Below are 24513 nucleotides of genomic sequence, written 5' to 3'. Positions count from 1 at the left end.
ATCTGCCGAGCTAGTGTTACAGAACGAGACAATTGCCGGGGAGGGGTCCCGTCACGGCAAGACGCCCGCTCCCTAGATGCAGAACCCGGGGATCACGCAGGTTCGCTTGCTTGGCTTTTCCGCAGGCGTTGCGTACGTAAAGACGTCGCCGTCGTGCCCCACGCGGTTCATATAGAGCGTGCCTTCGCTCTCCGATGTGTCGGGGCTCACCGTGCGCTCCCACCAACAAGTGTCCTTGCCCTTCCACTGGCGGACCATCGTCTCGTTCGTGGAATACGGGCTCACCTTGAGCTCGCGGAAGAGTTGGTACTCCTTGCCCTCGCCGTTGTAGATGTCTGCCAGGTAGTGATAGTCCTCGGCAAACGAATCGGGCGGTTGCGTACCGCACAGCTCGACCATGGCGGGCAGCCAAAGGGTTGCGGGCAACTCGCTCAGACACGATGCACTGTTGGCGGCGCCAACGTTATTTGAGATCTTTTTGACGGATTTGATGAGTGCGCGCAACTCGTTGGGCAGCAGCTTAAGGCCGTCGCCGTTGAGCCATTCCCGCAGCTCGCAATCTGCCCAGCCGGCGCTCGGCGGTTCAGCCGCAGCGTTGCGCTCGGCAATACCCGCATCGAACATAAACGTCAGTCCGGCCTTGCCTGTACCGTCCAGAAGTTCGTCGTGGCGGATGCCCACAAGCTGAGCGCCGACCTCCAGCCCGTTGGCGAGCTTCACACGCTTAGTGCACGGATAGGGGATATGCCCATCAGCGTCGAGCAGGTGGTAGCGCTTGGCAATCTCGCGTGCCTCGCTACGGGTCTCGGCGGCCTTAATCTTGAGCGAAATCTCCTGCAGCTGGTCCCAAGTGTAGTCGTCAAGCGAACCGCGGATGCCGTCCAGGTAGTCGGGGATGCCAAAGCCATGGGTTGCCGCGCCAACGACGCCGAGCCCCGCAACGACCGCAACGACGCCGCCGATAATAAAGCGACGGCGGGTCATGGCGTCGTGCCGGGCCTGCTCCAGGATCTCTCGCGCGCGCTCGCCGGCGACGTCGACCTTAAGGTGCGTGCCAGAATCGATATCAATTGCGGCCTCGTCTCCTGCACCCTCGCGGTCCTCAGATTCTGCAGCGGGGAGGTATGTCGAGAGCACCTCGAGCATCTGCTGCTCGGTAGGGCGATCGCCCTGTTCGACCGAAATGCCTTTCATGATGATCTGGACAAGCGCTTTGTCGCCCTCGCAGCGCGGCTCGAGCGGCGCCGGCTTGGTCTTGGTCTTTATGAGGTAGAACGAGCCGGTCGCCGCGGCACCCGTCGACTCAACATCGAACGGCTTGCGACCGCTGTAGAGCTGGTACAGAATGCTCGAAAGCGCATAGACGTCGATCGCGGGCGAGCGGCGAAGGGCCGCGATGCCTTCGATATCCTGCGTGAGCATTTCGGGCGCGGCGTATGCGGGCGTGGCAAAGCGCCAGATGTCGGCGCGCCGGGTGATCGTGTCGTCGCCGAGGGCCATGGTCGCGGAGCCCATGTCGATGAGGCAGGGGTCAAAGGAGCAATCGGCAATCTGCTGCTCGAGCGTTCGGCTGGTGGTGCGGAACATGATATTGGCAGGCGACAGGTCGCGATGGATGACCGGATTCACGAGGCCTTGGGTCATCAAGAGCGCGCGAAGTACGGCGTTTCCGACGGCGGCGACCATCTGGGTGGTCAGCCCGCCCGAGGCGTCGTGCGGAAGCAAGGGCAGCGCCTGCTTGAGCGAGGTGCCCTCGACCCACTCCATGAGGATGAGCGGGTCGTTCTCGCACGATCCGTAGCCATAGACGCGCGGAAATCCGCGCAGGTACGAGACGGTACACAGATGACGGTACTCCTCGAACAGCGCGGCGGTGCTGGCCAGGTGCGCAGCCGCTTGCTCGGCAGAGCGATCGGGCGTCTGGTCGGAAAGGATGGCGTTGTCCTTGAGCAGCTTGACGGCAAAGACCTCGCCGCTCGTGTTGGTCGCGCGCAGCACGTGCCCGATATTGCCGCCGTCACGGTATGCCGTCTGAAGAATAAGCGTCATAAACCGGCGCTTGGCGTCGTCCTCGGCACTGGGGTCGACTGCCACGGCGGTATCGAACGTGTCGAGACGGATGAGTTTGTCGCCATAGGCGCTATCGGTAGTATCCATGGCGTTCCTTTGTCTGGCATGGGTTGCCGCGCGTATACGTGAGCAGTGCGGATATCGGTAAAGTACCATGATAACCGCACTGCCCACGTATACCGCTGAGTATTGTCGTTTACGACGCAGAAGGTAGAAGACAAAAGACGGACGGCGGCCGTCTTTCGATCGCCGTCCGCGCTAGTCCACAATGACAAGGAATGTCGTATAGAGACCCAGATGGAGCCTGTCGCTGTTTTCGATTTCCACCGGGGGATAGATCTTGCCGGGCTCGCGTTGGTCGCGCGGCGGCTCAATCACAATATCGCCGTCGCCTGCACCCGATTCGAGCGCTGTGCCGTTGGTCGACCCAAGGCCCTGGGCGTACCAGCGTCCGCCTTCGAGCCAAATGCGGAGATGCTCGCGCGATGCGTCGGCGCCTACATCGGTGATGCTGGGCGAGGTTTTGGGCAAGGACCCAATTACCGTGCCGCGCGGGTCACGCGTAAGGGGGTGGATCTGCATGTCAACGCAGTTGTCGGCATGTGTCCTGAGCAGACCGAGGTTGGGGGCGACGGTGCGCGGCTGCTCCAGGCTGCCAGTAAAGCCACGTCCGACGGTAGTTTCGGTGGTGCCAAAGTGCCCGCCTGTCTTGCTGTCGCAAAAGCGCTCGACGGTAGCCACGCCTTGGATGGGGTCGGCGAGCGCCCCCGTTGCCACAAAGAGCATAAGGTAAAGCGTACTCTTCTCGCGCACGGCATTGCCGTCAAAGTTGTCGATGTGATTGAGGGCATTTGCATATAGGCGGCTGTCCAACTTGTAGCTGGCGAGAGCCGACATCATTTCGTTGGCGGCCGGGCCGCGATAGTGCTCGGCGATTGCCTGATAGGCGGACTCGCCGCCGCCGAGCTTGCTGCAGATTGCCGCGGAAAGATTGAGCGTGGTGACGGCAAAGTCGCTGTAGATGGCGGGCGCGCACTGGTCAGGCTCGCGATGGACGATGTAACGGGTGAGATACGAGCGGTTGGAAGAGCATTTCTCGAGCAGGGTACTGCCGAGATAAGAGTTTCCATTGATGAGCATTCGGGCGATCTCGAGATGTTTAAGACCGCCGAACGAGCGAATATCGTTATAGAGGACCGAGCAAGGCGTCTCTGCTGCCACGGATACCTCCTTTGATTGCTTCCTGGCCAATAAGGCGATAGGAATTAATGGCCCCCGGTGGGCGACGTATTAAATGGCTGCGCAATATGTAGCGTAACCAAAGCAACATTATAGGCCACATGTTCGAAATTGCAGGAAGAGCGAGAGATTTGGTTTGGACTGGACGGAAATCCCCCTCTGTCTTGATCTATAACAATTGGGACCGATTTTGCTCCGTAACTGTTACAGATTGAGACGTTTGTGAACCGTGCCGACCGTTTGTCTCGATCCGTAACATGTAGACCCGGTTTTGCTCCGTAATTGTTACAGATTGAGACAATCGGTCCGGGCCCGCCCCGTCATCTGTGGTTTACGTGGGGGCATGCGAAGCGCGGGTATACTAACCGGCGGCGAATCTGCTCCATCGCTTAGGGCCGCTGCGTCTGGACGGCGCGTGATAGGGCTGCCAAAGCGATCGCCAGCGTGCTGAGCAACGTCCTCTCTGTGCGCACCTGTTTTTGTATGTATTAGCGCACTACCAAGCACGCTCGCGCGGCCGCATGCCGTGCCCATAACGCGTGCAGATAAGGAACAACAACATATGCGTAATTCTGTATCCGACGTCACGGACGCCGAGATTCTGGACGAGGCCCGCGAGGCCATGACCCAGGCTGCCTTCGATGCTGCCGACGAGGCCAGCGCCGCCGAGACCGTTGAGTCCGCGACCGAGAGCCTGCCCGCCTTTGACGAGCTGGGACTTTCGGACGAGATGCTTCGTGCCATCGAGAACCTTGGCTACACGGCGCCCACGCCTGTCCAGGCTGGCTCGATTCCCGTTGTGCTCGAGGGCCGCGACCTGCTTGCCGCCGCTCAGACCGGCACCGGCAAGACGGCTGCCTTTTTGCTGCCGACCATGAACAACCTGGAGCACATCGCTCCGCCCAAGCCCGTGCGCGAGCGCGGAGGCCGCAACCGCCGTCGCGGCGCCAAGAAGCCCGAGGGCAACGGTCGCGGTCCCTTGATGCTCGTCATCACCCCCACGCGCGAGCTTGCCCAGCAGATCGACGAGGTCGCGAGCAAGATCGCCGACGTTACCGGCCATGTTGCCGTGACCGTCGTGGGCGGCGTGAGCTACAAGCCCCAGACCGCGGCGCTCAAGTACGGCTGCGACATCCTGGTCGCCACGCCGGGCCGTCTGGTCGACCTGATCGAGCAGGGCGCCTGCCACCTGGACGAGGTCAAGGTGCTGGTGCTCGACGAGGCCGATCGCATGCTCGATATGGGCTTTTTACCCGCCGTCCGCCGCATCGTGCGCGAGACGCCGGCCGAGCGCCAGACGCTGCTGTTCTCGGCTACGCTCGACGAGGAGGCCGTGGGCGAGATCACCGACCTGGTGAGCGACCCGGCCCGCGTGGAGATCGCGCCCGCTACATCGACCGCCGACACCGTCGACCAGTTTGTGTTCCCGGTGTCCATCGAGGCCAAGAACAACCTGCTGCCCGAGTTCCTCAAAAAGGAGGGCCCGGAGCGCACTATCGTCTTTATGCGCACCAAGCACCGCGCCGACAGCTGCTGCCGTCGCTTGGAGCGTAAGGGCATCAAGGCCGCCGCGATTCACGGCAACCGCAGCCAGGCGCAGCGCGAGCGCGCGCTTTCGGCCTTCCGCGACGGCACCGTCGACGTACTGGTGGCGACCGACGTGCTCGCCCGCGGCATCGACATCAGCGACGTGCGCTACGTCGTGAACTTTGATGTGCCGGCCGAGCCGACCGACTATATCCACCGCATTGGCCGTACGGGCCGCGCCGGCGAGCTGGGGTGGGCCATCACGTTTGTGACCGAGCAGGATGTCGATGAGTTCTACGAGATCGAGAAGCTCATGGACAAGACGGCCGACATCTACGGGGCCGGCGACCTGCATGTGGGTCCCAACCCGCCCGCGGTTGACCCCGAGCGCGACCCTGCCGCCTTTAAGGTGAAGAAGAAGACCAAGCGCGGCAAGTCCAAGAGCAAGAAGAAGCTTGAGCAGGCGCGTCGCGACGGCAAGCGCAACGGCGACGATTACGGCGATGTTGCCGGTCGTTCCAACCGCGGTCGCGACGAGCGCCGCAGCGACGGCGAGCGTCCGGGCCGTCCCAAGCGCGGCGGCAAGACCCGCGTGCGCGAGGGCGTTCAGGCTCGCGTGGACGAGGCTGTGGAGAGCGTGGCCCGCGAGGTAGCTGCCGAGGAGCGCGGGGGTGCTGCTGCCGTCGAGCAGACCCCACGCGGCAACCGTGCCGAGCGCCGTGCCAAGCAGTTCCAGGGCGAGGCGCATCGCCGTCGCCGCGAGGACGAGGACCGTGGTGGCCGTCGTCGTGTTGAGCGCGAGGACGAGGGCCGCGGTTCGCGCGGCGGCAAGCGCGGCTCGGGTGACCGTCGTCGTTCCGGTCGCAATGACGAGCGCAGTGGCCGTGGCGGCGAAGGCCGTGGTTCGCGTGACGAGCGCGGCGTCCGTGGCGGCGAGCGTCGCGAGGGTGCTCGTGGCAACGGTGGCCGCAGCGGCGCCGGTCGTTCGAATGAGTCGCGCGATCGTCGCGACCCGCGTGCCAGCCGCGATCGTCGCGATGATTGGCGCAACTACGACGACACCCGCGAGGAGCGCCGTGGCGGCTACCGCGGCGGGCGTGGTGACAACCAGGCCGGTTCCCGCGGCGGTCGCGCCGGCGGTCGCGATAACCGTGGCAGCTATGGTAACAATCGTGGCGGCAATCGCGGCGGCAGCTCCCGTCGTCCCGGCGACGGCGGCGGCAAGCGCAGATAACATACGCATCGCACGCTAGCGTGAGACAAACAAAAGGGCCCGAGCAAACAACGCTCGGGCCCTTTTGTTTACCGTGTCCATCGCTAATCCAAACGCGATTTTCTCGGGAATGCATCTGGGGGATGCCGAGGACCTATTTTCTGTCATGCGGCAATGGGTCCCATGGGGTGCGTCGTGCATTTTTTGGAGTATTCAGCAGCTCTAGTTGGTTGCATACGATTCGGTATTGCCAACGGCGGCCTTCGGATATCCCTAGCGAGCGTTCCGAGTCAGATTTCGCCGTTTTCCGGAGCAGGGGCGCGTCATTCTCGCCATGTCGGGACTTAGAATGATACGGCGCCCTACAGTTTTGCCCACCCGCGGCGGTGCTGGCGCGGTCACGTTGCAGAATACTCCGTTTTTTGCACGGGCCAGGATGGGGTACCTCAGGAGAACACGGCGGTATCCCGTAAATATATACAATCTGTACCGTAATTAATACAAAACGAAGAGGCAGACAGCGTAGGGTGGGTGCATTGGGGTGTTTGGTGCACCAAAACGTGGATCCCACGTACCGTATACTCTGGCTGGATGTGAAAACGGCTTGACGCGTCGCCAGGCGTAGGGGGAGGGTGCCTCGATGGACGTATTCGAAATTGTGTTTAGTCCGACGGGTGGAACGCGGAAGGTGTCTGGCCTTGTGGCCGGGGCGCTGGACAAAAATACCGTTACCGTCGATCTGACCGATAGCGGGCTAGATTTCAGCGCCGTCTCGATGACTGAGGACGACGTGGCCGTAATCTCTGTGCCGGCGTATGCCGGTAGAATCCCGGCTGTGGTGGCTGACCGGTTGGGCATAGTGCGCGGCAACGGGGCTCGGACTGTTTTGGTTTGTGTATACGGAAACCGCGCGTTTGAGGACACGCTCGTAGAGTTGGAGGACGTTGCGAAGCGCGCCGGATTTAGGGTGGTCGCAGCGGTTTCTGCTATTGCTGAGCATTCCGTTGCTCGTCAGTTTGCTGCTGGGCGACCGGATGCGCAGGATGCGGCGCAGCTCGCAGAGTTTGCGCAGCAAATTCAGCAGAAGCTGTTGGCTGAGGATGCATCCGAGCCCTCTATTCCCGGCAATCGTCCTTATAAACAAGCTGGAGGTCACCGCATGGCACCCGAGGCAACAGAGGATTGCGTCTCCTGCGGTGCATGCGCCGCGGCGTGCCCCGTTTGCGCTATCGACAAGGGCGACCCCAAGCGAGCAGCTGACGAGGCGTGTATCTCCTGCATGCGCTGCATCGCCGTATGTCCGCGAGGCGCTCGCAAGCTTGATCCCAACAAGCTATCCGCTGTTTCCCAGATGCTGAGCAAGGTTTGCGTCGTGCGGAAGGAATGCGAACTCTTCATCTAGCGCATACGAAATTGGTGCAATGGGGCCAGAGCAAGGAGTGTCCCTGGGTGCCGGCAGAAAAGGAACGTCCCCAAGTGCCGCTTAAATACCGTTTATCGAAGAAAAAATACCGCTCACCGGTCATAATGATTGTTCTGGCTTTGGGCTTGTCTACAATAGCTCCCGTAAAAAGAAATGCGGAAGGTTACCGAGTCCCTCGGACGTGGGCCTAACCAAAGTCTTTGAACGGATGTGTCTCTATGGACGCATTCGCTTGATTTTGGTTGGGCTATATTTATGAAGGGACATGCCACCATGGGTTTCTTTTCTCGCCTGATGGGCGGTTCGGATGAGCAGAAGACTGCAACTTCCGAGTTCGAAATCCTCGCTCCCGTTTCCGGCGAGCTTGTTCATCTGGAAAAAACCAATGACCCCGCTTTTAGCAGCCGTGCCGTGGGCGATGGCGTTGCCGTGGTTCCCCAAGAGGGAACGGTGTGCGCTCCTGTCTCCGGTACCGTCGCGGCGCTGTTCCCGACCGAGCACGCGCTGGGTATCATGTCCGACGACAGCTCTGCTCAGGTGATGCTGCATATCGGAATCGACACTGTTAAACTTGAGGGCAAGGGCTTCCATGCGCTTGTTGCTCAGGGTGACCATGTCGACGCGGGCCAGCCCCTCGTCGAGGTCGATTTCGACGCGGTCCGCGCCGCCGGCTTCGATCCCACGGTCTTCGTTATCGTGTGCGAGCGTTCGGAGAACTCGACTCTTCGTGAGCACGCTTCCGGCCCTGTTGCTGTTAAAGAGCCTGTCGTCTGGCTTTCCGAGTAAATTCTTGTGGTGGGTACCGTGGTTATCAAGCGAGTTTTTAACAACAACGTCGCAATGGTCACTTCGGACGATGGCTCCGAGCTCATCGTCATCGGTCGAGGTCTCTGCTTTGGCCGTCATGTCGGTGATGCCATCGACGAGGCGTCGATCGAAAAGACCTACGCGTTGCAGGAGGGAACTTCTCAGGATTCGCGTACGATTGACCGCTTGGCACATCTTTTGGAGTCCATCCCCACCGTCAACCTCGTGATTTCCGAGGACATTGTTCAGATGCTCCGTCGAGAGCTCAATGTTGATATCAACGACAAGATTCTCATTGCTCTCGCAGACCATATCAGTCTTGCTTTGGAGCGCGAGCGTAAGGGCGTCCCCTGCGAGAATCCGTTGCTGCTCGAGATCCAGCAGTTCTATCGCAAGGAGTACGCGCTTGCGGGCCGTGCGCTGCAGATTATCAAGGAGTATATGGGCATCCAGATGAGCGAAGAAGAGCAGGGTTTCATTACGCTGCATATCGTCAACGCCACTATGCCGCAGCGCTCTGACCGTCTGATTGTTTCGGTCCAGCTTGTTCGCGACGTGCTCGCGATTGTTTCCGAGCACTATGCCACGACCCTTGACGTCACCTCGTTGCCGTACGAGCGTTTCGTTCGCCATCTGCAGTTTTTTGCGCAGCGAGCGCTCGATCCCGCGGCGGGGCAGGTCAATGGCGACGCGCTGTTCCGTATCGATGAAACGGCGTATCCGAGGGCGTTCTCGTGCGCGGAGTCAATTGCCGACCACTTGGCGTCTACCTATAACGTTGTCGTTACCGATGCCGAGAAGAGTTATCTCGCATATCACATTGTTAACCTGCTTGGAGAACCTGGTCTCTAGGCATAACGTGCCCACACATCGATTGATATAAGGCAAGGCTCACGGTCTTGTCTAGGGCACACCTATCTCAATTTGCGGAAAAGGAAGGGGAGTACCGCTATGACCGCAAAAAAGAAGTTCAATTTCAAAGCGCCGTTGGAGGTGTTCGCGAAGTCGATCGTTCAGCCGATGATGTATCTCTCGGTTGCCGGCATCCTGCTCATCGTGGGCATCATTCTGACCAACAAGACCATCTGCGCCGTGGTCCCCGTGCTGGGCTCCGGTCCGTTCCAGCTTGTGGGCGCCGTTGTCTATCAGTCGCTGATGTTTATCATCAACAACCTCTCGATTCTGTTCTGCGTGGGCATCGCCGGCGCCATGGCAAAGAAGAACAAGGGCCATGCTTCGCTGATCGCCCTGATGTCGTTCTTCCTGTTCCTGCAGGCTAACAACATCGTGCTCAACGCCACCGGCTCTCTTGCCGAAGCGAGCGGCATGCTCGGTCTTACCGGAACCGGTCAGAGCACCGTTATGGGCATTCAGGTGCTCGACACCGGCGTGTTTGGCGGCATCATTCTTGGTTGCATCACCGGTGCCGTGTTCAACAAGTACTCGAACAAGCAGTTCCCCATTGCCCTTTCGATGTTCTCGGGCGTTCGTTTTCCGTTCCTGATCATGATCATCATTTCCTGGATCATGGGTGCTGGCTTCTGCATCGTTTGGCCTCCGGTTCAGGGTGCCATCTCCTCCGTTGCCGGCATCATTAAGGAGTCGGGCAACATCGGTCTGTTTATCTACGGCATGCTCAACAAGCTGCTCGTTCCTACCGGTCTGCATCACCTCATCTACACCCCGTTCCAGTTCTCCGATGTGGGCGGCACCCTGACGCTGGGCGATCAGGTTATCGCCGGCGCCTATCCCATCCGTGTCGCCGAGATGGCAATGACGGGCCAGCCCTTCTCCGATAGCACCTACTTCAACAGCTACACCTTCAACAACCTGTGGCCCTACATCGGTATCGGTCTCGCCTTTATCTTCACCGCTTACAAGGGGAACAAGGATAAGACCAAGGCCGTTATCATCCCGCTGATCATCACCGCCGTGCTCTCCTGTGTCACCGAGCCCATGGACTTCCTCTTTGTCTTTGCCGCTCCCGTGCTCTTTGTCGTTCACTCGGTTCTTTCCGGTATCTTCCTGGTCCTGCTCAAGGTCCTCTCCGTGCCCGCTTCGACTGCAGGCGGCATCATCAACATCGTGGTTTCCAACCTGGTTCTTGGTGTCGATAAGACCAACTGGCCGATGATGCTCGTGCTCGGAGTCGTCAACGCCGCGCTGTACTTCTTCCTCTTCACCTTCCTTATTAAGAAGCTCAACCTCCACACGCCTGGTCGCGAGGAAGAGTCCGAGCTCGCCGAGTCCGTTGCCGAGGGCGAGGCCGCCGCGTCTGTCGCGGTGAAGCAGGGCGCTGTTGCCGCAGCTCCCGCAGAGGGCGTCGATGCAGGTATTGCCGACCTGGTCGCAGGTCTTGGCGGCAAGGACAACATCGAGGAGCTCGAGAACTGCTTTACACGTCTTCGCGTGAACGTTAAGAACCCGGACCTCATCGATGAGAGCCTCATCAACCACGTGCCCAACAGCGGCATCAACCGCAACGGCAACAATATCCAGATCATCTTTGGCATGAAGGTTGCCGAGATGCGCGACAAGGTCGAAAACGCAATTGAGAAGGAGCAGTAAACAATGATCATTACTCTGTGTGGTGGCGGATCCACCTTTACCCCCGGCATCGTCAAGTCCATCGCTCTGCGCAAGGACGAGCTCGACGTTGACGAGATTCGTCTGTACGACATCAACGAGGAGCGCCAGCGCAAGATCGGCGTGCTCGTGGACTGGATTCTGCACGAGGACCTCGGCCTGGACATCAAGCTCACGGTGACCACCGACAAGGAGACTGCCTTTACGGATGCCAGCTTCGTGTTTGCCCAGATGCGCGTGGGCGGCTACGCCATGCGCGAGCAGGACGAGAAGATTCCGCTGCGTCACGGCTGCGTGGGCCAGGAGACCTGCGGTTGCGGCGGCCTTGCCTACGGCATGCGCACCATCTTCCCCATGGTCGAGCTGATCGATGACGTTGAGAAGTACGCTAAGAAGGACTACTGGATTCTCAACTACTCCAACCCTGCTGCCATCGTGTCCGAGGGCTGCCGCGTGCTGCGTCCCAACGCTCGCATCATCAACATCTGCGACATGCCGATCGCGATCATCGACGTGGTTTGCGCCGCACTCGATATCGACAAGAAGGATGTCGAGTACGATTACTTTGGCCTCAACCACTTTGGTTGGTTCACCTCGATCCGCCACAAGGGCGAGGAGGTGCTCCCGCAGCTGCGCGAGTACATCAAGGAGCATGAGATTCTGCTGCCCGACTCCTACCTCAAGGGCATGGGCTCGCTCATGGCAAAGAAGCCCGAGGAGGCCACTGACGAGCACCCCGAGCAGAACCGCCACACCAAGGGCAGCTGGTACTACGTCTGGAAGGGCGAGTACGAGATCATGGAGTGCTTCCCGGAGTACCTGCCCAACACGTATCTGAACTACTACCTGCAGCAGAAGGAGTTCGTCGAGCATTCCAACCCCGAGCGCACCCGTGCTAACGAGGTTGAGGAGACGCGTGAGAAGAACCTCTTCGACGGCATCGACCACTACGAGAAGACGGGCGAGATCGACGAGAGCACGTTCTATGCGGGCAGCCACGGCGACTGGATTGCCGATTTGGCTATCGCTCTGAAGAACGACACCAAGCAGCGCTTCCTGGTCATTTGCGAGAACAAGGGCGCTATCCCCAACATGCCCTACGACGCTATGGTCGAGCTGCCTGCCTACATTGGCAAGAATGGCCCCGAGGTCATCAGCCGCGACAACATTCCTCTGTTCCAGCAGGGCCTCATGATGCAGCAGCTGAACTCCGAGAAGCTCGTGGTCGAGGCTACGATCGAGGGTTCTTACGAGAAGGCGCTCAAGGCCTTTACGCTGAACAAGACCGTGCCTTCGATGAAGGTCGCCAAGGAGGTTCTCGACGACATGATCGAGGCCAACAAGGGCTACTGGCCCGAGCTTAAGTAAAAGCAACAGGGTCGCTGGCCGCATACCTGGAGCAATGCCCCGTCCACGTGATTGCGTGGGCGGGGCATTGTCATTTGGTAACGCGTTTTATCAAATATGGCATTTATCTGCGGTAATGTTCTATTTCACCGCCGAGGGTGACATTTCATACCGCCTGCCGAACTGCGTGGAGACCTAACAACTTTTTAGGTCAGTGTTGTGCGTGTAGCAACTTCGCCCGGCCTCGCCTCCGGGCTGCCATGTGAGAGGGGATCTTATGGCTCGACTGCACGTAATGGAACGCAGCCACGCTCAGGCCGTCATGGACGACCTGCACGATGCGCTCGGACGCCGTCTGGCGGTGAGTTCGCTCGCCCCGTGCCCCGTTGAGTTTACGGCAGCGCTCGTCAATCTGTGCTCCACCCAGAGCTGCGGCAAGTGCACGCCCTGCCGCGTGGGCCTGAGCGCGCTGAGCGACCTGCTCGCCGATGTGCTCGAGGGCCGCGCCGACGAGTCCACGCTCAACTTGATTGAGCGCACCGCCCGCACCATCTACCTTTCGAGCGACTGCGCCATCGGCTACGAAGCTGGCGCCATGGCACTCACGGCCATTCGCGGCTTCCGCGACGATTTTGAGCATCACATCCGCGAGCACTCCTGCGGCTTTGACCGCGAGGCCCGCGTCCCGTGCGTTTCGGGCTGCCCGGCGCACGTCGACATTCCCGGGTACATTTCGCTGGTCGAGGCCGGCCGCTATGCCGACGCCGTCAAGGTCATCCGCAAGAACAATCCGCTGCCGCTCGTCTGCGGCCTGGTGTGCGAGCATCCCTGCGAGATGCACTGCCGCCGTGGCATGGTCGACGACCCCATGAACATCCTCGCCCTCAAGCGTTTTGCCGTCGAGCACAGTGACCTCAACGACCACAAGCCGCATGTAGTGGACAACACCGGCAAGCGCGTCGCCGTGATCGGCGGCGGCCCGGCCGGCCTTTCCTGCGCCTACTACCTGGCCGTGATGGGCCATAAGGTGACCATCTTTGAGCAGCGCCACCACCTGGGCGGCATGCTGCGCTATGGCATCCCCAGCTATCGTCTGCCGCGCGAGCGCCTGCAGGCCGAGATCGACTGGATCTTGAGCGCCGGCATCGACGTTGAGCTCGATCACTCCGTCAACGGCGAGGAACTTGCCCGCCTGCGCGACGAGTTCGATGCCGTCTACCTGGCCATTGGCGCCCACAGCGATAAGAAGCTCGGCCTTCCGGGCGAGGAAGCGCTCGGCGTGGAGTCGGCCGTCAAGATGCTGCGCGCCATCGGCGACGACGAGCTGCCCGACCTGAGCGGCCAGCGCGTGTGCGTCATCGGCGGCGGCAACGTGGCCATGGACGTGGCGCGCTCCGCCGTGCGCTGCCGTGCCGAAAAGGTGAGCATCGTCTACCGCCGTCGCATCTGCGACATGACGGCCCAGGACGCCGAGATCGCCGGCGCCCAGGCCGAGGGCTGCGAGGTGCTGGAGTTGACCGCCCCGCTCGCTATCGAGACGGGCGAGGAAGGTCGCGTGAGTGGCCTGCGCGTGCAGCCGCAGATTATCGGCGAGCCCCGTCGTGGGCGTCCGGCCCCGCGTGCCGCCGCCACGCCCGAGCGCGTCATTCCCTGCGAGCGCGTGTTTGTGGCCATTGGCCAGGACATCGATTCCAGGCCGTTTGAGGACATGGGCATCGCTTGTAAGTGGGGCTGCGTGGTCACCGATTCGGATGGCGCCGTGCCCAACTTCGATGGCCTCTTTAGCGGCGGTGACTGCCAGACCGGTCCCGCCACCGTCATCCGTGCCATCAACGCCGGCCGCGTGGCTTCGGCAAATATCGACCGCTACCTGGGCTTTGACCACAAGATCAAGCTCGAGGTCGAGCTGCCGACCGTCCAGTTTAAGGGCAAGCATGAGTGCGGCCGCTGCGAGCTGGGCGAGCGCGAGGCCGGCGAGCGTATTCACGATTGGGATCTGGTCGAGCAGGGTCTCACCGAGCAGGAGGCGCGCCAGGAGGCGAGCCGCTGCCTGCGTTGCGATCACTTTGGCTTTGGCGCGTTCCGCGGAGGGAGGAACCTGGAATGGTAGAGCCCAACAACACCACCGTCAGCGACAACACCGAAAACGGAGCGCATAACATGGTCAAGCTCACTATCGATAATTGCGAGGTCGTGGTTCCCGAGCACACCACGATCCTGGATGCGGCCAAGTCCGTCAGCATCCAGATTCCCACCCTGTGCTACCTGCGCGATCTAAACGAGATCGGCGGCTGCCGCGTATGCGTGGTCGAGGTTGAGGGCTGCGACCAGCTGGTTGCCGCCTGCAACAACTACGTGCTCGACGGCATGGTGGTCCACACCAACAGCCCCAAGGCCCGCGAGGCGCGTCGCACCAACGTGCAGCTGCTGCTGTCCCAGCACGACTCGCGCTGTACGAGCTGCGTGCGCAGTGGTAACTGCAACCTGCAGACCATCGCCAACGACCTGGGTATCTTCTATCTGCCGTACGAGCAGCACCTGGCGCGCGAGGGCTGGGACTTCGATTTCCCCATCATACGCGATAACGACAAGTGCATCAAATGCATGCGCTGCATCAAGGTGTGCGAGAGCGTGCAGGGCTTAGGGATTTGGGACCTGACCAACCGCGCCACGCATACCGCCGTGGGCACCCGCGGGCGTGCGCCGATCGGCAAGACCGATTGCGTCGCGTGCGGTCAGTGCATCACGCATTGCCCGACGGGCGCCCTGCGCGAGCGTGACGATACCGAGACCGTGTTCGACGCCATCGCCGATCCCGACAAGATCGTACTGGTGCAGATTGCGCCGGCCGTGCGTAGCGCCTGGGGCGAGGAGCTCGGCATTCCGCGCGAGGAGGCCACCGTTGAGCGCCTGGCTTGCGCCCTGCGCCGCGTTGGCTTTGAGTACGTGTTCGACACCGATTTCTCGGCCGACCTCACCATTATAGAGGAGGGCTCCGAACTGCTCGAGCGCCTAGGGAAGGCCGTCAAGGGCGAGGGCGACACCCACGGCTGGCCCATGTTCACGAGCTGCTGCCCGGGCTGGGTACGCTTTGTGAAGGCACGTTACCCCGAGTTTGTCGACAGCCTGTCCACGTCAAAGTCGCCGCAGCAGATGTTCGGCGCCATCGCCAAGACCTACTACGCCAAGGTGCTGGGCGTGGAGCCCGAGCGTCTGTTCGTGGTGTCCGTTATGCCGTGCACGGCCAAGAAGGCCGAGCGTGCGCTGCCGAGCATGATGGGCGAGGGCGGCGCGCCCGACGTGGACGTTGCACTGACGGTGCGCGAGATGGTGCGCATGATCCGCGCGAGCCACGTGAGCGTGGACACGCTTACCGAGGAGCCGCTTGATACGCCGCTGGGCTTTGGCACGGGCGCGGGTGTGATCTTTGGCGCCACGGGCGGCGTGATGGAGGCCGCCGTGCGCTCGGCCTATTACCTGGTGACGGGCAAGAACCCCGACGCCGACTTCTTCACCGACGTGCGCGGTCTGGACGGCTGGAAGGAAGCAGTGGCCGATATCGAGGGCACCAGGGTGCGCGTCGCCGTGGCGCACGGACTGGGCAATGCCGCCCGCCTGCTCGACGCGATTCGCGACGGTTGCGTGAGCTATGACTTTGTCGAGGTCATGGCGTGTCCTGGCGGCTGCGTCGGTGGCGGCGGTCAGCCCATCCACGACGGCTGCGAGCTGGCAGCTGAGCGCGGCCAGGTGCTGTGGGGCCTGGATGCCGCTGCGGACATTCGCTTCTCGCACGAGAATCCCGATGTCCAGGCGTGCTACCGCGAGTTCTTGGGCGAGCCACTCTCGCCGCTGGCCGAGGAGCTGCTGCACACCGACCATCACGCATGGACGATGCCTAACGAAGGGACGTGCTAACGATGCGCGCGTTTACTGTTGAGATGACGCGCCGGGGGTTTGCCTCGGCGCTTGCCGCGGGTGCGTTGTCGCTTGCGCTGGTTGGCTGTGGTGGCGGGTCTGCCGGTGCCGGGTCCGCCGCGGGCTCGGCTGCCGGCGGGGCTGCGGGCGCCGCGGGGCCGGTCGAGGTGCACGTCGCCTCGCTCAAGGGCCCGACGTCGATCGGTCTGGTGAGGTTTATGGACCAGGCGGCGAGCGGCGAGACGGACAACGAGTTCGACTTTGCGATCAACACCGCCGCCGACGAGATCGTGCCCAAGGTCATTCAGGGCGATATCGACATTGCCCTGGTGCCAGCCAACGTGGCGAGCGCGCTCTACAACAAGACCGAGGGCGCGGTGCAGGTCATCGACATCAACACGCTGGGCGTGCTGAACGTTGTGACGGGCGATGCGAGTGTGGCCTCGTTTGGCGACCTGGCGGGTCGCACCGTCTACATGACGGGCAAGGGCACGACGCCGGAGTACGTCATGAACTACCTGCTGGAGCGCGCGGGCCTGACCGGCCAGGTGACGCTCGAGTTTAAGAGCGAGCCCACCGAGGTGCTGTCGGCGTTGCTTGCCGATCCGTCTGCCGTGGGCGTGCTGCCGGAGCCGTTCAAGACCGCTGCTATCGCCAAGAGCGAGGGCAAGCTGTCGGCACCGGTGAGCCTGACCGATGTGTGGGACGAGCTGGCAGGAGACACGGGCTCGCGCTTGCTGACGGGTGTGACCGTGGTGCGCCGCGCGTTTGCCGAGGAACATCCCGAGGCCGTGGCGGAATTCCTGAGCTGCCACGAGGCGAGCGTGAAGGCTGTCAATGCGGCGCCGTCAGACTGGGCGCAGGCCGTGGTCGATGCCGGCATCGTGGACAATGCCAAGATCGCCGAGAAGGCGATTCCCGGGTGCATGCTTGTCTGCCAGACGGGCAAGGATATGAAGGCGGCACTTAGCGGGTATCTGCAGGTGCTGTCCGACGCGGACGCGAGTGCCGTGGGTGGTAAACTTCCGGCTGACGATTTCTGCTACTTGGAGTAGCCCGTGCGTGCGTTTGCTCGACAAATGACAGAGCGTATGAAGGCGGTGGCGGCAGCAGGTGCCGTCGCCGCCTTTTGGCTTGCCGTGTGGATCTTTGCGGCGTCGCTGGTGGCGCAGCCGCTGATCTTGCCGGGGCCGGGTGCTGTTGCCTTGGCGCTTCTGCGCCTGGTGTGCGATGGCGGTACCTGGGCGATTTTGGCGGGCTCGGGCGCGCGGATACTGGGCGGGCTGGCGCTTGCCGCGGTGTGTGGTGGTGTGCTTGCCGGGATTTCGTCACGTTCGCGGGCGTTTGCGCACCTGGTGGCTCCGGCGCTGTCGTTTGTAAAGGCGACACCGGTCGCCTGCGTGGTGGTCCTGTTGCTAATCTGGCTGGGGTCGGCGCGCGTGAGCATCGCGGCAGTCTTTTTGATGGCGCTGCCGGGCGTGTATTTTTCGCTGGCCGAGGGCTTGGCACAGGTGAATAAACCGCTGGAGCAGATGTTCCGTCTGCATGGCGTGCGCGGCTGGCGACTGTTTTGCGCCCATACCTGGCGCGAAGTCCTGCCGTTTGTGCTTTCGTGTGCGCGTGCCGTGATTGGCATGAGCTGGAAGGCCGGCGTGGCAGCCGAGCTCATCGGCATGGCGGTGGGCACCGTGGGTGAGCGCATCTATCAGGCGAAGCTTTTGATCGAGACGGCTGATCTGCTGGCGTGGACCGTGCTGGTCGTTGCCGTCTCGTGGGCGTGTGAGCGCGTGCTGGTGTGGCTGCTGCGGGTTTCGGGACCCGTGGCGTGGCGCGTGGCCGTGCGGGCGCATGGGCGCGGCGCTCGCGGGCGTGCGGGGGCTGCCGGGGGCGGCGCTGCGGCGGAGCTTGCGCTCGCCGTGGGCGAGCGGGCGCCCTGGGCTCCGGCGCTCGACGGACTGACACTCCGTGTGCCCGCCGGTGGGCGCGCCTGCGTGATGGGCGCCTCGGGTGTGGGCAAGTCGACGTTGCTTGCGCTGGCTGCGGGGGAGTGCGCGCCGTGCTCCATGGTGTTTCAGGACGTGCGCTTGGTTGAGGACGTTTCGGCTTTGGAAAACGTGCTGGTGTGCGCCGACGCGCGCGTGGACGCCTCGGGTGCCGCGGCCCTGCTGCGCCTGTTGGTGCCGGGGGTCGATTTGCATGCTCGCGTGGCCGAGCTCTCGGGTGGGCAGCGTCGTCGCGTCGAGATTGCCCGAGCACTGCTGTGCCCGGGCGGCGCGGTGATTCTGGACGAGCCCTTTACCGGCCTGGATGTCGTCGCGCGCGATGCGACGGCCGAGGTCGTGCTCGATCTGCTCGACGGTCGCACGCTCCTACTCGCCACACACGATGCCGCTGACGCTCGGGCCCTCAATATCTCGGACATCATCACGCTCTAAATACTTACTCAGCAACATAATAATCCGTTTTTCTCCGTCCCCATGGGGCGGGTGTGGTATTCTATCTGCGGGGTAATACTTAGGAATACCAAGTAATACCAATGCCGTAGAAACAAACTCAGGATGCGGGCCAATCGGGTTGCCTTCACAGTCCGTCGCCCAGCCGCGTGGCCCGCATCTATCCGCACCACCGTCGTTTCAAAAAGGAAGCGCCATGGCAGAACACATGACCCCGGTTGTCGCGAAGGTCTTGCCCGAGGAAAAGGCGGCCTTCGCGGCGGCAACTCAGCTCGTGGGCACCACGCCGTCCAACGCCATCCGCATGTTTATCGCCGCGTTCAATCGCTGCGGCACCTTCCCGTTCGACATTTCGCCCAACGGGGCTTTTGGCGCTGCGCCCGATTCTCATCAACAATGACTGTCCCCAAGTGCCGGGTTTTGAGGAGGTTGGCATGCTCAATGCGCTGGTTTGGGCGCTTGCCTGTTTTGGTGTCGTCGCTGCCGATATTGCCCTGAGCATTGTTTTGTTCTCCGCGCTGGACATCGTGTCGGCACTGACGGGTTTCCCGATCGACAATCTCGATATTCAATGGTTTCAGGCCGCCGCTCAGACGGCGTCGTTTTTGATGGCGCTGCTGTGGTGGCGCTATCTGTGGCCCCGCTCCTTCATGGCGCGCCGGCAAGGTGAGCGCCCGCTCGGCGGGGGAGCAAATGCTGCATGGAAGCGCATCGCATGCGTTGTCGTGATCGGCCTATCCATGCAGGTGGTCATTAGCTACCTATGCGACGGCGTGCTGTCGCTGCTGCCCGAGGTTGCGGCAGACTATAGCGAGCTCGTCGAGGAAACAGGCATGGGCGATACCAACCTTCTTGCCGTCCTGACCACGGTGCTTGGTGCGCCGTTTTGTGAAGAGCTCCTGGTACGCGGCGTCATCTTTGAGTTTTCACTCCGGGCGTTTAACTCCCAATGTCGCCCACTTTGGAAGCGGCGGCGTCATGCGAGCGCGCAGGACGGCGCCATGGTGCCCTGGGCGGCCCCGAGCACGTGGGGTATCGCCGCGGCGGTCGTGCTGCAGGCGGCGATCTTCGGTTTTATGCACATGAACTGGGTGCAGGGCTGCTATGCGGGCGCTGCCGGCCTCATTTTTGGCTGGGTGCTCGTGACGACCGGGAAGCTCCGCTACACGATCCTGCTACACTTTGCCTTTAATGCCGGGTCGTATCTCATGACGTTGCTCTGGTTTGTGAACACGCCGTTCGACGTGGTAATCACGGTCACCATCGCCGGCATCATCCTCGTGGAGGCGATGCGCTCACTGCGCCACGCATGCGAGATGGGCATAGCGACAGCACCGCTGCCCTAATTGCGGCGTCCGCCTCCGTTGGCGCCCTGACGCCCCTGAGCTGCACGGTTGCGGCCGGCGGTGTTCTGCGCACGCGACATGCCGCCGTGCCCCTTGCTGCCCTTGGGGCCCTTGCCGGCGCCACCGTGGGCCTTGCCGCCCTTCTTGCCGGTGCCATGCCCGCCGCCGGCAGAGGTCTCGCCCGGGCGTGGCGGCACGGGGCGAATCAGGCAATGCTTGGTGTAGCCGATCAGATCGCGACGGCCAGCCTTTTCCAGTGCCTCGCGCACGAGCTTGTAGTTCTCGGGCTTGCGATATTGGATGAGCGCGCGCTGCATAGCCTTCTCGTGCGGGTCGCGCGCCACATAGATCGACTGCATGGTGCGCGGGTCAACGCCGGTGTAGTACATGCAGGTGCTCATCGTGGACGGGGTGGGGTAGAAGTCCTGTACCTGCTCGGGCATGTAGCCCATGTCGCGCACAGCCTCGGCAAGCTCCACCGCTTCCTTCATCGTCGAGCCGGGGTGGCTCGAGATCAGATACGGTACTACGTACTGCTTGAGTCCGTATTCGCGGTTCAAGCGTTCAAATTTACGACAGAACGCATCGTAGACGGCGCGGCTCGGTTTGCCCATTACGGAGAGCACCGCATCGCTCACGTGCTCGGGTGCCACGCGTAGCTGGCCCGAGACATGGTGCTCCAACAGCTCGCGCAAAAACTCGTCCGAGGCGTCGGCCATGGTGTAGTCAAAGCGGATGCCGCTGCGGACGAAGACCTTTTTGACGCCCGGCAACTGGCGCAGATCGCGCAACAGCTGCGTGTAGCCGCTTTCGTCGACCACCATGTTCTTGCACACGCTCGGCCATAGGCAGCGCTTGTTCTTGCACACGCCGTGCTTGAGCTGCTTGTCACAGGCCGGGCGGCTAAAGTTAGCCGTCGGTCCGCCAACGTCGTTGATGTAGCCCTTAAACTCGGGATTGCGCGTGAGCAGCTCGGCCTCGCGCATGATCGAGTCGTGGCTGCGCATCTGCAGCACGCGGCCCTGGTGGAAGGTGAGCGCGCAAAACGAGCACTCGCCAAAGCAGCCGCGGTTAGAGCTGATGGAAAACTTGATCTCGGCAAAGGCCGGCACGCCGCCCGCGGCGTCGTAGTCGGGGTGCCAATCGCGTGCGTAGGGGAGTTCGGCGACCTCGTCCATCTCGTCGGTGGTGAGTGTCGCCGACGGCGGGTTTTGCACCACATAGACGCTGTTGGGGTAGGGTTCTACCAGGCGATGCCCGGTGATGGGATCCATGTTCTGCTGCTGCACGTTAAAGCTGCGGGCGTAGTTGAGCTTGTCGGCAGCAAGGTCGTCCCAGCTGGGCAGCAGGTCGTAGTCGTAGACCTCGTCGAGCGAGTTGGTACGGTAGACGGTGCCGTTGATATAGGTGATCTGGTCGACGGGCAGTCCCGCGTCGAGCGCGTCGGCGATCTCGACGATCGCGTGCTCGCCCATGCCGTAGATGAGGATGTCGGCGCCCGAGTCGAGCAGTACCGAGCGCTTGAGCTTGTCCTGCCAGTAGTCGTAGTGGGCCAGACGACGCAGGCTCGCCTCGATGCCGCCGATGATGATGGGCGCGTCCTTGAACGTTTGGCGGATGAGGTTGCCGTAGACCGTGACGGCGCGGTTGGGGCGGTGCCCCTCTTTACCGCCAGGGGTGTAGGCATCGGTGTGGCGACGATGCTTGGTCACCGAGTAGTGGTTGACCATGGAGTCCATGTTGCCGGCACTGACGAGAAAGCCCAGGCGCGGCTCGCCGAGCACGGTGATGCTGGCGGGGTCGGTCCAGTCGGGCTGACAGATAATGCCCACTTTGTAGCCGTGCGCGTCGAGCACGCGGCTGACGATGGCCATGCCAAAGCTGGGATGGTCCACGTAGGCGTCGCCGCAGATGTAGACAAAGTCGCACTGGTCCCAGCCGCGCGCATCCATGTCGGCGCGACTGACGGGGAGAAACTTATCGCGGCCCGGACGCCAGGGGCGGGCGGGCGTCGCTTGGGAATGCTTGGTGCGGGCGACCGTGGCCTGCGCCTTACCGCCGCGCTTTTGCTGCTGGCCCTGTTTGCCCTGCTGACTGCGCTGGTTGTTCTGAGCGTGCTGAGGCTTTTTTGCCACGATCCCTCCCGGTGTTTGTATGCTGCACGTAATTGTAACCAGTCTTTTTGGGACGGGGCTAAAAAGACTGGTGGAGTACATGGGTTGGCGGATCGGCGTATCGATGCGGGTGCCGTTTGTTTCCAGACTGTGTATCTGCGCGTTGGGGAGCCCGTCTCGCGCGCATGCCATGTTGTCAATGGGTTACAGTATGAACGGCGGCTATGTTTCCGCCAACGCACGAGAGAGTCGTCAACAAGGAGGATGCACGACGATGCAGCGTGCCAAACAGATATCGGAGTCCATCGAGCTGGGCATCATCTTGGCGCTCGCCGGTGGCTTTATGGACGTTTATTCGTACATTGGGCGCGATCATGTTTTCGCAAACGCGCAGACGGGCAATATCCTGCTCGTGGGCGTGAGCATCTCGGAGGGCAACTGGGCGCTGGCGGGGCGCTACTTCTTCCCTGTGGTGTCGTTTGCTGTGGGTATTATGCTTGCCGACCTGGTTCACGAGCGGTTTGGCAGTGTGATTCACTGGCGCCAGGTGACGGTGTTTTTTGAAGCCGTTATCTTGCTGGGCGTGAGCTTTATCCCGGGCGGCGGTTACAACCTGCTCGCCAACTGCCTCACTTCGTTTGCCTGCGGTATGCAGGTAGAGAGCTTCCGCAAGATCCACGGTCACGGCATCGCTACGACCATGTGCATCGGCAACTTGCGCAACGCGCTACAAAACGTGGATGATTACATCATCACCCACAGGCGCGGCTTTTTGGAAAACGGCCTGCTGTACTTTGGCGTGATCTTTACCTTTGTGTTTGGCGCCGTGTTGGGCAACTGGTGCATTGAGCGCATGGGCCTGCACGCCATCGTCGTGGCGAGCTTGCTGCTGTTTGTCGCGTTTGCCATCATGTTCATCGACCGCGAGCGCGACTTGCGCTTACGCTGGAAGGTTGCGGCCGAGGCTTGGAAAGAGGGCTGCCGAAAGTAACCGAATGCGGCAAAGGGGCTGTCCCTTCGCCGCATTATTTTTCATCATATGTTGAAACGCTTTAACACTTTTGATGTTCTCGCGTGTTTTTTGTTACAAAAGCGTTAGGATGGGACTCATAGCGCGGGGCGTAATGGGTGCCCCGCACACGATAGGAGGCTATCAATGGCTAATCGTTTCGTTCTCAATACCATCTCTTATCATGGTTCCGGCGCCATCAAGGAGATCCCCGGCGAGCTCCAGCGTCGCGGCTACAAGAAGATCTTCGTCTGCTCTGATCCCGACCTGGTCAAGTTTGGCGTTACCTCTAAGGTGACCGACGAGCTCGACGCCGCCGGCATCGCTTGGAGCCTCTACTCCGAGATCAAGCCCAACCCCACCATCCAGAACGTCAAGGACGGCGTCGAGGCCTTCAAGGCCGCCGAGGCTGACGCTATCGTGACCATCGGTGGCGGCTCTTCCATGGACACCGCCAAGGCCATCGGCATCATCATCAACAACCCTGAGTTCGCCGATGTCCGCAGCCTCGAGGGCGTTGCTCCCACCAAGAACCATGCCGTGTTCACTATCGCCGTGCCGACGACCGCCGGTACCGCTGCTGAGGTGACCATCAACTACGTCATCACCGACCCCGAGAAGGTCCGCAAGTTCGTGTGCGTCGACACCAACGACGCCCCCGAGGTCGCCGTCGTCGACCCCGACATGATGGCTTCCATGCCCGCCGGCCTTACCGCTTCCACTGGCATGGACGCCCTGACCCACGCCATCGAGGGCTACACCACCAAGGGCGCTTGGGAGCTCTCCGACATGTTCCACTTTGAGGCTATTAAGCTGATCAGCGAGAACCTGCGCGACTCCGTCGCCGAGGCCAAGTCCGGCCAGCCCGGCTCCGGCCGCGAGGGCATGGCTCTTGGCCAGTATGTCGCCGGCATGGGCTTCTCCAATGTCGGCTTGGGCATCGATCACGCCATGGCCCACACCCTGTCCGCTCACTACGATACCCCGCACGGCGTCGCTTGCGCCATGCTGCTGCCGATCGCCATGGAGTTCAACAAGCCGGTTTGCGCCGAGCGTCTGGCCAAGGTTGCCGTCGCCATGGGCGTTGACACCACGGGCATGAGCACCGACGAGGCCGCCGACGCCGCCATCGCCGCCGTCAAGCAGCTCTCTGCCGACGTGAACATCCCGCACGTCTGCGAGGCCATGAAGGCTGACGAGATCGAGGTCCTGGCCAAGGACGCCATGGCTGACGCCTGCTTCCCGGGTAACCCGCGCGAGGCGACGCTCGACGACGTCATCGAGCTCTTCAAGAAGATCTGCCCGGCTGCCTAACTTGGTTCGGCGGGCCCCTGCCCGTTAGCCCCACAATCGTCCTCGGACATGTCGGAAGCCCCCGCTGCGCACTTGAACTGCGTCCCAAATCTTGGACGCCCTAAATAGCGACTAGGCCGCGAGGGCCTGATTCCGGAACTCCTCCGGGGT

17 protein-coding genes are annotated in these 24513 nt (G+C 61.9%); 14 read left to right on the top strand and 3 right to left on the bottom strand.

Annotated elements, in window-relative coordinates; translation table 11 throughout:
* Positions 1 to 72: 72 nt before the first annotated feature.
* Both ACRX4W_RS00085 and ACRX4W_RS00080 read right to left on the bottom strand, forming a co-directional pair.
* Positions 73 to 2157 (bottom strand): protein kinase domain-containing protein, encoded by a 2085-nt coding sequence (locus ACRX4W_RS00085; protein ID WP_432298859.1) that lies wholly within the window; start codon positions 2155 to 2157, stop codon positions 73 to 75.
* A 171-nt stretch (positions 2158 to 2328) separates the two neighbouring features.
* Complete coding sequence (locus ACRX4W_RS00080) at positions 2329 to 3291, bottom strand: FHA domain-containing protein (RefSeq protein WP_432298858.1); 963 nt, start codon at positions 3289 to 3291, stop codon at positions 2329 to 2331.
* A 580-nt stretch (positions 3292 to 3871) separates the two neighbouring features.
* On the opposite strand from ACRX4W_RS00080, the gene ACRX4W_RS00075 reads away from it, so the two are divergent.
* From ACRX4W_RS00075 to ACRX4W_RS00020, 12 genes are all read left to right on the top strand, one after another.
* Entirely contained in the window at positions 3872 to 6070 is a 2199-nt protein-coding gene (locus ACRX4W_RS00075; RefSeq protein ID WP_192934500.1) for a DEAD/DEAH box helicase, read from the top strand.
* Between the two features lie 619 nt (positions 6071 to 6689).
* Complete coding sequence (locus tag ACRX4W_RS00070) at positions 6690 to 7451, top strand: 4Fe-4S binding protein (RefSeq protein ID WP_161156345.1); 762 nt, start codon at positions 6690 to 6692, stop codon at positions 7449 to 7451.
* 294 nt (positions 7452 to 7745) lie between these two features.
* Positions 7746 to 8258, top strand: a complete 513-nt coding sequence (locus ACRX4W_RS00065; protein WP_158563755.1) for a PTS sugar transporter subunit IIA — start codon at positions 7746 to 7748, stop codon at positions 8256 to 8258.
* Positions 8259 to 8276: 18 nt separating this feature from the next.
* On the top strand, positions 8277 to 9131 hold the full coding sequence (locus tag ACRX4W_RS00060; protein WP_118377164.1) for a PRD domain-containing protein: 855 nt from the start codon (positions 8277 to 8279) through the stop codon (positions 9129 to 9131).
* A gap of 99 nt (positions 9132 to 9230) precedes the next feature.
* Positions 9231 to 10847, top strand: coding sequence for a PTS transporter subunit EIIC (locus ACRX4W_RS00055; RefSeq protein ID WP_271807610.1), 1617 nt, complete (start codon positions 9231 to 9233; stop codon positions 10845 to 10847).
* Positions 10848 to 10850: 3 nt separating this feature from the next.
* On the top strand, positions 10851 to 12233 hold the full coding sequence (locus ACRX4W_RS00050; RefSeq protein ID WP_055310193.1) for a 6-phospho-alpha-glucosidase: 1383 nt from the start codon (positions 10851 to 10853) through the stop codon (positions 12231 to 12233).
* 256 nt (positions 12234 to 12489) lie between these two features.
* The gene (locus tag ACRX4W_RS00045) at positions 12490 to 14322 is read left to right on the top strand and encodes an NAD(P)-binding protein (RefSeq protein ID WP_161156351.1); all 1833 of its coding nucleotides are present in this window, start codon (positions 12490 to 12492) and stop codon (positions 14320 to 14322) included.
* Positions 14316 to 16127, top strand: coding sequence for a [FeFe] hydrogenase, group A (locus ACRX4W_RS00040; protein ID WP_432298857.1), 1812 nt, complete (start codon positions 14316 to 14318; stop codon positions 16125 to 16127). The genes ACRX4W_RS00045 and ACRX4W_RS00040 overlap by 7 nt, the downstream gene beginning before the upstream one ends.
* 2 nt (positions 16128 to 16129) lie before the next feature.
* Positions 16130 to 17182, top strand: coding sequence for an ABC transporter substrate-binding protein (locus tag ACRX4W_RS00035; protein WP_124786036.1), 1053 nt, complete (start codon positions 16130 to 16132; stop codon positions 17180 to 17182).
* A gap of 3 nt (positions 17183 to 17185) precedes the next feature.
* Positions 17186 to 18562, top strand: a complete 1377-nt coding sequence (locus tag ACRX4W_RS00030) for an ATP-binding cassette domain-containing protein (protein WP_161194833.1) — start codon at positions 17186 to 17188, stop codon at positions 18560 to 18562.
* Positions 18563 to 18776: 214 nt separating this feature from the next.
* Positions 18777 to 18980: a type II toxin-antitoxin system RelB/DinJ family antitoxin gene (locus ACRX4W_RS00025; protein ID WP_055252556.1), complete on the top strand. Its 204-nt coding sequence runs from the start codon at positions 18777 to 18779 to the stop codon at positions 18978 to 18980.
* Positions 18981 to 19014: 34 nt separating this feature from the next.
* Entirely contained in the window at positions 19015 to 19926 is a 912-nt protein-coding gene (locus ACRX4W_RS00020) for a CPBP family intramembrane glutamic endopeptidase (RefSeq protein ID WP_161194834.1), read from the top strand.
* On the opposite strand, the gene ACRX4W_RS00015 is transcribed toward ACRX4W_RS00020, so the two are convergent.
* Positions 19923 to 22061, bottom strand: coding sequence for a YgiQ family radical SAM protein (locus ACRX4W_RS00015; RefSeq protein WP_432298856.1), 2139 nt, complete (start codon positions 22059 to 22061; stop codon positions 19923 to 19925). The two genes, ACRX4W_RS00020 and ACRX4W_RS00015, sit on opposite strands and share 4 nt — an antisense overlap.
* 253 nt (positions 22062 to 22314) lie before the next feature.
* Between ACRX4W_RS00015 and ACRX4W_RS00010 the strand changes: the two genes are divergently transcribed.
* Entirely contained in the window at positions 22315 to 23031 is a 717-nt protein-coding gene (locus ACRX4W_RS00010) for a YoaK family protein (RefSeq protein WP_118377270.1), read from the top strand.
* Between the two features lie 165 nt (positions 23032 to 23196).
* Entirely contained in the window at positions 23197 to 24363 is a 1167-nt protein-coding gene (gene fucO, locus ACRX4W_RS00005) for a lactaldehyde reductase (protein WP_161194836.1), read from the top strand.
* Positions 24364 to 24513 lie beyond the last annotated feature (150 nt).

The organism is Collinsella aerofaciens, assembly GCF_964283865.1.
Classification (GTDB): domain Bacteria; phylum Actinomycetota; class Coriobacteriia; order Coriobacteriales; family Coriobacteriaceae; genus Collinsella.
The sequence above is the reverse complement of the archived record's forward strand: the minus strand, read 5'-3'. Positions and strand labels throughout refer to the sequence as shown.